Origin of the sequence: Rhodopseudomonas palustris (assembly GCF_003031265.1) — a bacterium.
Classification (GTDB): Bacteria; Pseudomonadota; Alphaproteobacteria; order Rhizobiales; family Xanthobacteraceae; genus Rhodopseudomonas; species Rhodopseudomonas palustris_H.
On sequence record NZ_CP019966.1, the window covers coordinates 3353041 to 3364325 of the forward strand.

Below are 11285 nucleotides of genomic sequence, written 5' to 3' on the forward strand. Positions count from 1 at the left end.
GGTCCGAGAACGAGGGATCCACCCACCCTCTGTTACCAACTTTGGCCGTTGGATAGTTGAGGCTGGTAATTTCTTTGGATCGGCTCTACAAATGATTAGTTGCGGAGCTTGGCGTGATCCAGCTTTGAGCCGCGCTGTGACGTCGGGTGCAGATCATTGCGGTGCATTACACCGCTGCCGTGGCAGAGACCTGGACGTTGGAGATCCAAAGATTAACGGATCTCGCCCCTCGCCGCGCCGGCTGATCCGGTTTGCGTCACGAAAGCCCGTTTCGGTTCGGACCACGCGTCGCTTGGCGACGTGCGGCAACGATTCCGGATCGGCCGCGTTCATACATGATGGAGGAGACAAAAATGGCCAGTAATGCGCTCGGCGACGGCACTGGCAGCGACCGTCCCACAGAACGGCGCCATTCCACCCGCCCGGAGGCTCTACACACTGAGCTGCTCCGCAACGGCCGCAGAGGCGTCGCGACATCGGGGGAGATGGCGCTGCAGGGACCGTTCGGCCATTCCGCCACACAAGGCATGCCGCAGCGCCTCGTGCGTCTCATCGGCTACTGCGCACCGGCCCGCTCGGTCGCGGCGCAACCGCTCTCGTCTGAGCGGGAGTCAGCCTGAATTCCAAGTGCCGTGAATTTCGACGTGCCAAAATGACACGTCGGCGCTTCGCTGCTCTCCGCAGCCGAAGCGCCGACGCCTTGATCGTTACTTGAACTTGATCGTTACTTGAAGAAGTCCCCGCACTTCTCGATTGTTGCGTCCGCGCCCCACGGCATCACCGGCACCGACGACGTCGAGTTCTTCGGCGAGCCCTCGATCAGCTTGTCCGAGTACACCATGTAAACCAGCACATTCCGCTTGGCGTCGCAGCCGCGGACAATCTGCATCCGCTTGAAGAACATCGAGCGGCGCTGGCTGAACATGTCGTCGCCTTGATCGAGTTTCTTCGTGAAGTGGATCGGTCCGACCTGCCGGCAGGCCAGCGAAATGTCGGAGACCTCCTCGGCCAAACCGAGCCAGCCCTTGAAGCCACCGCGCTCCGGCACGGTGAAGTGGCAGGCGACGCCTTTGATCTCCGGATCGTCGATGCCGTACACGGCGAGCTTGTCGTTGGGGCTCAGCAGCTTGAACACCGTCGAGCGTCGGAAGATCAGATCCGGATCGTCGGCGGCCACAGCAGCGGTGGAGGCGCCCGTCACGGCCAGCGCGAGCAGCGCCAGGGTCGCGGATTTGAAGCGGGAGAGGCGAAACTGAGAGGCACGCCGGTTCATCGAATTCTCCATAGAAACGGTTCTGTGCATTTGGTGAGCACGTTGCCGGTTTGAAAGGTGCAACTCCTGCCCGCCGCCGCGTTTAACCTCCGGTGAAGCTTTTTTGTTACGGTCGAACAGATTGCGCGACAGTTCGCCACGAAGGCGAACGCGTCTCGCGCCAGAGACACTAATCTAAAATCCTGCTGGCAAGATTCGGGGAAGAACTGCGTGCGCGTCTTTCAATGCGAAGCCGATTTCACCGACGAGCGTTACTCCCGCACCAGCAAGCGCACCGGTGCTGGGAGATTGACCATTTCGCAGGCCACGATCGCCGCAGGCATCATGGCCACTGCGATGGCGGCCACGCCCGTGCAAGCCTCGCCCGCCTGGTTTTGGTCGGACGAAGTGCCGATTTACGACGAGCCGCCGCCGGCTGCGCCGAAGCGGCATTATCAGCATCCGCGCAAGCGGCTTCAGCTCGACCACAAGGCTGAAAAGCAGATCGAAAAGCAGGCGACCAAGCCGCAAGGGCCGGTGGTGATCGCGGTTTCGATCGAGCAGCAAAAGCTTCGGGTGTACGACGCCAACGGCCTGTTTGCCGAGACGCCGGTGTCAACCGGGATGCGTGGGCACTCGACCCCGATGGGCGTGTTCAGCGTCATCCAGAAGAGCAAATATCACCGCTCGAATATCTACAGCGGCGCCCCGATGCCCTACATGCAGCGCATCACCTGGTCGGGGATCGCACTGCATGCCGGCGCTCTCCCCGGTTACCCGGCTTCGCATGGCTGCATCCGGATGCCGATGACGTTCGCGGTGAAGATGTGGGGCTGGACCCGGATGGGTGCCCGCGTGATCGTCGCCCCCGGCGACGTGACGCCGGTGAGCTTTGCTCATCCGCTGCTCGCCACCAAGAAGGTCGCGCCGGATCCCGAGCCGATGATGTCGGATTCGCCGAAGCCGGCGACCACGACCAAATCCGACAAGGCGGCCGTCAATGACCAACCGGCGGAGCCCACGCTTGTCGCCGACGAGCTGCGGCGTGGCCTCGCGCTCGGCAGCGACCAGCCATCGGCCTCGCCGGTCCGGACCGCGGATGCGGCCGCCGCGACGGTGACGCTGACCGATGCCTCATCGAGCAAAGCGCCTGAGACCACCGACACCGCTCCCGCGACAACCGGGCCCGTCGATCCCGCCAAGGCTGCCAAGGCTCAGGACAAGCCAGTCGACACCAAGCCTGCCGACGCCAACCCTGCTGACGCCAAGGCGCCTGCGGCCGCCGAGGCCACCCCGGCTACCGACCAGCCCAAGGCATCCGCTGCAACGAGCGACGACAAAGCCGCGACCTCGTCCGGCGCCAAGGACCAGTCGCACGCGCCGACGAGCGATGAGCACACCGCCGCCGCCCCGACGCTGCCTGCGCCGAATCCGAGGGAGCAGATTGCGGCCTTCGTCAGCGGCAAGGATGGCAAGCTGTATGTCCGGCAGAACCAGACGCCGCTGTTCGACGTGCCGGTGACGATTGCCGCCAGCGACCGTCCGCTGGGCACCCACATCTTCACCGCCGAGCTCGACAAGGATCAGAGCGTGCGCTGGTCTGTCGTGTCGCTGCCGGTCGCACTGTCTAAAGCGGAACCTGAAGTGCAGCGCAAATCTCGCCGTCACGGCAATGCCTTGACGGAAGAGTCGAAAGCTTCGCTTCACATCAACAGCCCGACCGAAGCGCTCGATCGCCTGACCATCCCGCCGGAAGCGATGAAGAGGATCGCCGAAGCGCTGACCAATGGCGGCTCGCTGATCGTATCCGACCAGGGCATCGCCGCTGGCGAGACCGGCAAGGGCACCGATTTCATCGTCCGGCTGCGCTGAGCTGCGCACCTTCGAATCTGCGGGCAACTCCGCAGCCGTGGCAAAAAGCCGTTGGCACGGCTGGGTGCGAGCCTCTACCTTGGCGTGGCGATGCGCGCCGGTCCGACTCGGGCCGCGCTCGCTCGGACGGCCAAACGGCAGAAGGACTTCGGCATGCGGACAGCAGCAGCTTTGATCGTTGCAGGTGTGGTGTCTATCGGGACGACCGCGGCCTTTGCGCAGGCGCCGAAAGCTCCCGCTCCCGCCGCTCCGCAGGCCGCCCCTGCTCCAGCGCCAGCCCCACAAGCGGCAGCCGCGGCCAAACCGGTCTGCGCCAATCCCGATGCGCTCGGTGTCGGCCGCGTGGTCGAGATCGACACCACCGGCGGCCCCGGCTTCGGCTTCGAGCATTTCAAGCAGCTCGACTTCCTGCGTGACAAGGAAGTGGTGCTGACGTTCGACGACGGTCCGTGGCCGGTGAACACCCCGGCGGTGCTGAAGGCGCTCGGCGACCAGTGCACCAAGGGGATATTCTTCCCGATCGGCAAGCACGCCACCTACCACCCCGAAATCCTCAAGCAGGTCGCCGCAGCCGGCCACACCGTCGGCTCGCACACCTGGTCGCACGCCAATCTGGGCAACAAGAAGCTGACCGAGCAGCAGGCCAAGGACGAAATCGAAAAGGGTTTCGCCGCGGTGAAGTGGGCGATCGGCACAGCGCCGTCGCCGTTCTTCCGCTTCCCTGCGCTGCAGCATCCGCCGGCGCTGGTGACCTATCTCGGCACCCGCAATGTCGCGATGTTCTCCTGCGACATCGACTCGTTCGACTTCAAGGTGCGCAAGCCGCAGCAGGTCGTCGACAACGTGATGAACAAGCTCGACAAGCTCGGCAAAGGCATCATCCTGATGCACGACTTCCAGAAGAGCACCGCCGAGGCGTTGCCGGAGCTGCTGCGGCGGTTGAAGGCCGGTGGCTACAAGGTCGTGCAGATGCGTGCCAAGGCGCCGGTGCAGACGCTGCCGCAGTACGACGAGGAGCTCGCCAAGAGCAATCCGCTGCCGACGGTGAGCACCCGGCCGGTCAGCGCCGTCGTGCAGACGATCTCCGAATAAGCCGCATCGCCTTGCAGATGCGGATTGCGAAGCGCCAATGACGGCGACGCCGGCGTTGACGATCGAGGGCTACGTCATCGTGTCGGCCGAGGGCAACCTCGCCGACGCTAATCGGCTGATGCCGGACGCCTTGAAGTACAAAGGTGATCAGGCGTTCTTCGCCGCAGCGCTGGACCGCGCCGACCTGATCGTCCACGGCCGCAATTCGTTCGAAGACCAGCCCAACTCGCCGCTGCGCCGCCGGCTGATCGTGACCCGGCAAGTCGCCGGGTTGGCACCCGACCCGTCGAACCCGAAAGCGCTGCTGTGGAATCCGGCGGGCGCCTCGTTCGCGGAGGCCTGCGCCCGTGCCGGCGTGACCGCCGGGACCGTGGCGATCATCGGCGGCCCCGAAGTGTTCGCGCTGTTCTTCGATCGCTACGACACGTTCTATTTGTCGCAGGCTCCGCAGGCCCGGCTCCCCGGTGGCGAGCCCTGCTTCCCGGGCGTGCCCGAGCGGACGCCGGAGCAGATCCTGTCAGCGCACGGCCTGCACCCGGCCGACCGCCAGATCCTCGACGCCGACCATGAGGTCAGCGTCACCGCCTGGCGCCGCAGCTAAGCGAGCGTCAGGCGTGGCCGCCGGACGCCGCGCCGCCCCTGCCGATCCCGGCAATGATCAGCAGTCCGCCGACCAGCGACAGGCTCTTCAGCGCGACCGCCAGATTGGCTTGCGCATCGGCACCTGTCTGGTTCCAGAAATCGTGGAAGTAATAGGTTCCGATCGCCACGAACACGATCAGCACCAGCGCGCAGAAGCGCGCCCCGAAATTCAGCGCGATCAGCAAGCCGCACAAGAGCTCGATGCCGCCCGCCGCCAGCGCCAACATCTGGGCGAATGGCATTCCGGCCGCCTGTTCGAGCTGCGCCGTGTAGGTGGCCAGCATCTCGGGCACAACGAACTTGCCGGCCGCCTGGGTAGTGGCAGGCAGATCGAGCAGTTTGATCGCGCCGGAATAGATGAACAGAATGGAGAACAGAAAGCGCCCGAGTGCGATCAAGGCCGGCATGTGCATCCCCATCGACAGCGGCGAACGCGCCGCACCGCGCCGTCAGTATGGGCGCGGTGCATGGGGTTTTCAAACGAACAAAAAACGACAGGCCTGACCTGGCGCCTCAGGCGAACAGCGTTCCCTGATGCCGGCCAGCCCGCTCCTGCGCCTCGACCACCGCCACCGCGGTCATGTTGAGGATGCCGCGCGCGGTCGCAGATGGGGTCAGGATGTGCGCCGGCAATGCCGGGCCGATCAGGATCGGGCCAACGGGCAGCGCTTCGCCCACCACCTTGATCATCTGATAGGCGACGTTCGCGGTATCGAGATTGGGCATGATCAGCACGTTGGCGACGCCGGTCAGCCGCGAATGCGGCAGGATCATCTGACGCGACGTTTCCGACAGCGCGCTGTCGCCCTGCATTTCGCCGTCGGCTTCAATCTCCGGATGCTTCTCGGCCAGGATCGCGGTGGCGCGGCGCATCTTCAGCGACGAGTCGGTCGGGAAGCTGCCGAAGTCCGAATGCGACAGGAACGCGATCTTCGGCTTGATATTGAAGCGCTGCACGTGGACCGCCGCGAGCGCTGCCAACTCGGCGAGCTCTTCGGCGGTCGGATTCGGCCGCACCTGGGTGTCGGCGATGAAGATCGGACCCTTCTTCGTGATCAGCAGCGCCAGCGCGGCATAGTCCGACACGCCGGGACGACGGCCGATCACGTCGCGGACGTGGCGCAGATGGTTCATGTAGCGACCGTCGAGGCCGCAGATCATCGCATCGGCCTCGCCGCGCGCCACGGCGAGCGCCGCGATCACCGTCGAGTTGGTCCGCACCACCGTGCGTGCCGCTGCCGGCGTCACGCCGGCGCGTCCGGCGATGTCGATGTAGGACTGCACGTAGGAGCGATAGCGCGGGTCGTCCTGCGGATTGACGAGGTCGAAGTCCTCGCCGGGACGGATCGACAGGCCCGAGCGCTTGATCCGCGCCTCGACCACCGACGGACGGCCGACCAGGATCGGCCGTGCCAGCTTCTCCTCGAGGATGGTCTGCACCGCGTGCAGCACCTTCTCGTCTTCGCCTTCGGCGTAAATAACGCGGACGGGCTGGCCCTTCGCCTTGGCGAACACCGGCTTCATCACCAGGCCGGAGCGGAAGGCGAAGCGCTCGAGCTGCGCGTAGTAATCGTCGAACGAGGTGATCGGACGGGTCGCGACGCCGGAATCCATCGCAGCCATCGCCACCGCCGGCGCGATCCGCAAGATCAGGCGCGGATCGAACGGGCTCGGGATCAGCGAGCCCGGCCCAAAGCCGAACGCTTCGTCATTATCGAGACCGACCGACACCGGGTCCGCCGGCGCCTCGCGCGCGAGCTGCGCGATGGCATCGACGGCCGCGTGCTTCATCGCCTCGTTGATCGCGGTGGCGCCGACATCGAGCGCGCCGCGGAAGATGTAAGGGAAGCACAGGACGTTGTTGACCTGGTTCGGGAAGTCCGAGCGTCCGGTGCAGATCATCGCGTCGGGCCGCACTTTGCGGACGTCTTCCGGCATGATCTCGGGCGTCGGATTGGCGAGCGCCATCACCAACGGCCGCTCCGCCATCTGCTTGACCATGTCTTGCGACAGCACGTTCGGTCCCGAGAGGCCGAGGAAGATGTCGGCGCCCGGGATGACTTCGGCCAGCGTCCGCTTGTCGGTCTTCTGCGCGTAGACCTCTTTCCAGCGGTCCATCAGCACATTGCGGCCTTGGTACACCAAGCCCTCGAGGTCACAGACGAAGATGTTCTTGCGCTGCGCGCCGAGTGACACCAGCAGATTGAGGCAGGCGAGCGCCGCTGCGCCAGCGCCGGCCGCGACGATCTTGACCTTGGAGATGTCCTTGCCGGTCAGCGCCAGCGCGTTCTTCACCGCGGCGCCGACGATGATCGCAGTGCCATGCTGATCGTCGTGAAATACCGGGATCTTCATCCGGTCTTTCAGCATCGCCTCGATCTCGAAGCACTCCGGCCCCTTGATATCTTCGAGGTTGATGCCGCCGAAGGTCGGCTCCAGCGCGGCCACCGTTTCGACCACGCGATCGACGGTGTCGGCCGCGATCTCGATGTCGAACACGTCGATGCCGGCGAACTTCTTGAACAGAACCGCCTTGCCTTCCATCACCGGCTTGGCAGCGAGCGGCCCGATATTGCCGAGGCCGAGCACCGCCGTGCCGTTGGTGACGACGGCGACCAGGTTGGATCGCACGGTGAGTTCGGCGGCCTGCGCCGGATCGGCTGCGATTGCGTTACAGGCTGCGGCAACGCCGGGGGAATAGGCCAGCGCGAGGTCGCGCTGATTGGCGAGCGGCTTCGATGCCTGAATCTCCAGCTTTCCGGGCTTCGGCCGGCGATGATAGCCGAGCGCTGCCGCCTGAAGATCTTCGGAATACGACGCCATACGTTCCCCCGCCATTGTGGTTGGTTTCGACTCGCTGCCTGACGCTTACTTAGTGTCGGGCAGATTGAGCCGGATGTGCAGTTCGCGAAGTTGCTTGGGCGACACCTCGGACGGCGCACCCATCAGCAGATCTTCGGCACGCTGGTTCATCGGGAACAGCGAGATTTCGCGCAGGTTGGTGGTGCCGCACAGCAGCATCACGATGCGGTCGACGCCGGCCGCCATGCCGCCATGCGGCGGAGCGCCGTACTGGAAGGCGCGGTACATGCCGCCGAACCGGTCGATCACTTCCTGCTCGCCGTAGCCGGCGATCTCGAACGCCTTCACCATCGCCTCGGGGCGATGGTTACGGATGCCGCCCGAGGCGATCTCGTAGCCGTTGCAGGTGATGTCGTACTGGAACGCCTTGATGGTCAGCGGATCCTGCGACGTCAGCGCATCCATGCCGCCCTGCGGCATCGAGAACGGGTTGTGCGAGAAGTCGACCTTCTTGTCGTCCTCGTTGTACTCGTACATCGGGAAGTCGACGACCCAGGCGAGCGAGAACTGATCCTTGTCGATCAGGTTCAGCTCCTCACCAACCTTGGTGCGCGCGAGCCCGGCGAACTTGACGAACTTGGACGGATCGCCGGCCACGAAGAATGCGGCGTCGCCGGCCTTGAGGCCGAGCGCGGCGCGGATCGCTTCGGTGCGCTCCGGTCCGATGTTGTTCGCCAAAGGACCGGCGCCCTCGCCGCCTTCGCGCCACATGATGTAGCCGAGACCGGGCTGACCTTCACCCTGCGCCCACGAGTTCATGCGGTCGCAGAACGCTCTCGAGCCGCCGCCGGGACCCGGTATGGCCCAGACTTGGTTGCGCTGCTCTTCGAGCATGCGGGCGAACACCTTGAAGCCGGAGCCGCGGAAATGCTCGGAGACGTCCTGCATCTCGATCGGGTTGCGCAGGTCCGGCTTGTCGGTGCCGTACTTGCGCATCGAGTCCGCGAACGCGATGCGCGGCCAGCCCTTGGTGACGCGCTTGCCCTTGGCAAATTCTTCGAACACGCCGGTGATCACCGGCTCCATCGCGGCGAAGATGTCGTCCTGAGTGACGAAGCTCATCTCGACGTCGAGCTGATAGAACTCGCCCGGCAAACGGTCGGCGCGCGGGTCTTCGTCGCGGAAGCACGGCGCGATCTGGAAGTAACGGTCGAAGCCCGACATCATCAGCAGCTGCTTGTACTGCTGCGGGGCCTGCGGCAGCGCGTAGAATTTGCCGGGATGGATGCGGCTCGGCACCAGGAAGTCGCGCGCGCCTTCCGGCGACGACGCCGTCAGGATCGGGGTCTGGAATTCGAAGAAGCCCTGCTCCTTCATCCGCCGGCGCATCGAGTCGACGATGGCGCCACGAGTCATGATGTTCTGGTGCAGCTTCTCGCGGCGCAGGTCGAGGAAGCGATAACGCAGCCGCACGTCTTCCGGATATTCCTGCTCGCCGAACACCGGCAGCGGCAGTTCGCCCGCCGGGCCGAGCACTTCGATCTCGGTCACGAACACTTCGACCGCGCCGGTCGGCAGGTCGGGATTCTCGGTGCCTTCGGGGCGGCGGCGGACACGGCCGTCCATCCGCACCACCCATTCGGCGCGGAGCTTTTCGGCATCCTTGAACGCCGGGGAATCCGGATCGGCAACGCATTGGGTAATGCCGTAATGGTCGCGCAAATCGATGAACAGCACGCCGCCATGGTCGCGAATGCGATGGCACCAGCCGGACAGGCGAACGGTCTGGTCGATATGGCTGTCGCGGAGCGCGCCGCAGGTATGGGTTCGATAACGGTGCATGGAAATCCCGGGAAAGCCGTCTTTAGGCAGAATCGCGTGTCCGCAAGCCGTTGCGGAGAGCGTCAGGGTTTACCCGAGCGAACCCACCGCGGCAACCAAATGCGGAACGGGGGACCACCGCGTTCAAAGCAGGCCGCAAGTCCCCTTTACAACCTTTCGCCTACCCGCCTCCGGATTGCAGCTTTTCCGCGGAAGCTGTTGAAACCGGCCGGTTTCCGGCGGATTGTCGAAACGGCGAAGCGTTCTTAACTGGTGATCGATGACAGCGCATTTTCCGTTCGACAACAGCTACGTGGCGCTCCCGCCGAACTTCTTCGCGCGGGTTGCGCCGACGCCGGTCGCCGCCCCTCGGTTGATCAAGCTGAACCGCCCGCTTGCGTTTCAGCTCGGGCTTGATCCGGACCTGCTCGAGACGCCCGAGGGCGCCGCGATCCTCTCCGGTAACCAAATGCCGGAGGCCGCAGCCTCGATCGCGATGGCCTATGCCGGCCACCAGTTCGGCAACTTCGTGCCGCAGCTCGGCGACGGCCGGGCGATCCTGCTCGGCGAGGTGGTCGATCGGAACGGAGTCCGCCGCGACATTCAGCTCAAAGGCGCCGGTCGCACGCCGTTTTCCCGGATGGGCGATGGCCGCGCCGCGCTCGGTCCCGTGCTGCGCGAATACATCGTCAGCGAGGCGATGGCGGCGCTCGGCATCCCCACGACGCGCTCGCTCGCTGCGGTGCTGACCGGTGAAACGGTGCTGCGCGATCCGATCCAGCCCGGCGCGGTGCTGACGCGGGTCGCCTCCAGCCACATCCGGGTCGGCACGTTCCAGTATTTTGCCGCCCGGGGCGATCTCGACAGCGTCCGGGCGCTCGCCGACCATGCCATCGCCCGCCACTACCCGGAGGCGGCGCAGGCGCCCTCGCCTTATCTGGCCCTGCTCGAAGGCGTGATCGGCCGGCAAGCGGAACTGGTGGCGAGCTGGATGATGATCGGCTTCATCCACGGGGTGATGAACACCGACAACTGCTCGATTGCCGGCGAGACTATCGACTACGGCCCCTGCGCCTTCATGGACACGTTCGATCCGAAGACCGTCTATTCCTCGATCGACCAGTTCGGCCGCTATGCCTACGGCAACCAGCCGCCGATCGCGCTGTGGAACCTGACCAGGCTAGCCGAATGCCTGGTCCGGCTGCTGGCGGATGACGACGACAAGGGCATCGAAATCGCCCAGACCGCGCTCGGCGGCTTTGCCGAGCGGTTCAACGCCGCCTATCTCGCCAAGCTGGCGGCCAAGCTCGGCCTGTTCACCAGTCAGCCGGACGACCAGCAGCTGTCGCAGGAATTCGTGGCTGCCCTGGCCAAGGGCGAAGCCGACTTCACGCTCGCCTTCCGCCGGCTGAGCGATGCCGCCGGCGATCCGTCGGATCTTAGTGAGGTTCGGGCCCTGTTCACCGATCCGGCGGCGTTCGACGAGTGGGCCCCGCGGTGGCGCGCCCGGATCGCAGCCGAGCCGGAGGATGCCGCGGCCCGCCAAGCCGCGATGCGGCGGGTCAACCCAGCCTATATCCCGCGCAATCACCGGATCGAGGCGGTAATCCGGGCTGCCGTCGACCGAAACGATTTCACGCCGTTCGAAGAGATCCTGACGGTGCTCGCCAACCCCTTCGAGGAAAAGGCGGAATTCGCCCGCTATGCGGAGCCGCCGCAGCCCCATGAACGGGTGCTGGAAACCTTCTGCGGAACTTGATCGCCGCCGGGCGAGCGTGTCTAGTGGACCGGATTCGACGGCTTT

9 protein-coding genes are annotated in these 11285 nt (G+C 65.2%); 5 read left to right on the top strand and 4 right to left on the bottom strand.

Going from position 1 to position 11285, the window contains the following annotated elements:
- The first annotated feature begins 353 nt into the window (after positions 1 to 353).
- On the top strand, positions 354 to 620 hold the full coding sequence (locus tag RPPS3_RS15635; RefSeq protein ID WP_107346628.1) for a hypothetical protein: 267 nt from the start codon (positions 354 to 356) through the stop codon (positions 618 to 620).
- A 104-nt stretch (positions 621 to 724) separates the two neighbouring features.
- Here RPPS3_RS15635 and RPPS3_RS15640 read toward each other — a convergent pair whose 3' ends face one another.
- Positions 725 to 1273, bottom strand: coding sequence for a CreA family protein (locus RPPS3_RS15640; protein WP_107346629.1), 549 nt, complete (start codon positions 1271 to 1273; stop codon positions 725 to 727).
- Positions 1274 to 1483: 210 nt separating this feature from the next.
- On the opposite strand from RPPS3_RS15640, the gene RPPS3_RS15645 reads away from it, so the two are divergent.
- From RPPS3_RS15645 to RPPS3_RS15655, 3 genes are all read left to right on the top strand, one after another.
- The gene (locus RPPS3_RS15645; protein ID WP_107344915.1) at positions 1484 to 3124 is read left to right on the top strand and encodes a L,D-transpeptidase family protein; all 1641 of its coding nucleotides are present in this window, start codon (positions 1484 to 1486) and stop codon (positions 3122 to 3124) included.
- A 153-nt stretch (positions 3125 to 3277) separates the two neighbouring features.
- The gene (locus RPPS3_RS15650) at positions 3278 to 4216 is read left to right on the top strand and encodes a polysaccharide deacetylase family protein (RefSeq protein WP_107346630.1); all 939 of its coding nucleotides are present in this window, start codon (positions 3278 to 3280) and stop codon (positions 4214 to 4216) included.
- Positions 4217 to 4253: 37 nt separating this feature from the next.
- Complete coding sequence (locus tag RPPS3_RS15655; RefSeq protein ID WP_107344916.1) at positions 4254 to 4817, top strand: dihydrofolate reductase; 564 nt, start codon at positions 4254 to 4256, stop codon at positions 4815 to 4817.
- 7 nt (positions 4818 to 4824) lie between these two features.
- Here RPPS3_RS15655 and RPPS3_RS15660 read toward each other — a convergent pair whose 3' ends face one another.
- From RPPS3_RS15660 to aspS, 3 genes are all read right to left on the bottom strand, one after another.
- Positions 4825 to 5265: a DoxX family protein gene (locus RPPS3_RS15660; protein WP_107346631.1), complete on the bottom strand. Its 441-nt coding sequence runs from the start codon at positions 5263 to 5265 to the stop codon at positions 4825 to 4827.
- 106 nt (positions 5266 to 5371) lie between these two features.
- Positions 5372 to 7681, bottom strand: a complete 2310-nt coding sequence (locus tag RPPS3_RS15665) for an NADP-dependent malic enzyme (RefSeq protein ID WP_107344917.1) — start codon at positions 7679 to 7681, stop codon at positions 5372 to 5374.
- Positions 7682 to 7726: 45 nt separating this feature from the next.
- Entirely contained in the window at positions 7727 to 9502 is a 1776-nt protein-coding gene (gene aspS, locus RPPS3_RS15670) for an aspartate--tRNA ligase (protein ID WP_107344918.1), read from the bottom strand.
- A 259-nt stretch (positions 9503 to 9761) separates the two neighbouring features.
- Here aspS and RPPS3_RS15675 point away from each other — a divergent pair, with 259 nt between their 5' ends.
- Positions 9762 to 11240, top strand: a complete 1479-nt coding sequence (locus tag RPPS3_RS15675) for a protein adenylyltransferase SelO (RefSeq protein ID WP_107344919.1) — start codon at positions 9762 to 9764, stop codon at positions 11238 to 11240.
- Positions 11241 to 11285: the final 45 nt, after the last annotated feature.

Bases quoted from the DNA above. Each gene is read 5' to 3' on its own strand.
- RPPS3_RS15635 (WP_107346628.1), top strand. From the start codon at position 354: ATGGCCAGTAATGCGCTCGGCGACGGCACTGGCAGCGACCGTCCCACA.
- RPPS3_RS15640 (WP_107346629.1), bottom strand. From the start codon at position 1,273: ATGAACCGGCGTGCCTCTCAGTTTCGCCTCTCCCGCTTCAAATCCGCG.
- RPPS3_RS15650 (WP_107346630.1), top strand. From the start codon at position 3,278: ATGCGGACAGCAGCAGCTTTGATCGTTGCAGGTGTGGTGTCTATCGGG.
- RPPS3_RS15655 (WP_107344916.1), top strand. From the start codon at position 4,254: ATGACGGCGACGCCGGCGTTGACGATCGAGGGCTACGTCATCGTGTCG.
- RPPS3_RS15660 (WP_107346631.1), bottom strand. From the start codon at position 5,265: ATGCCGGCCTTGATCGCACTCGGGCGCTTTCTGTTCTCCATTCTGTTC.
- RPPS3_RS15665 (WP_107344917.1), bottom strand. From the start codon at position 7,681: ATGGCGTCGTATTCCGAAGATCTTCAGGCGGCAGCGCTCGGCTATCAT.
- aspS (WP_107344918.1), bottom strand. From the start codon at position 9,502: ATGCACCGTTATCGAACCCATACCTGCGGCGCGCTCCGCGACAGCCAT.
- RPPS3_RS15675 (WP_107344919.1), top strand. From the start codon at position 9,762: ATGACAGCGCATTTTCCGTTCGACAACAGCTACGTGGCGCTCCCGCCG.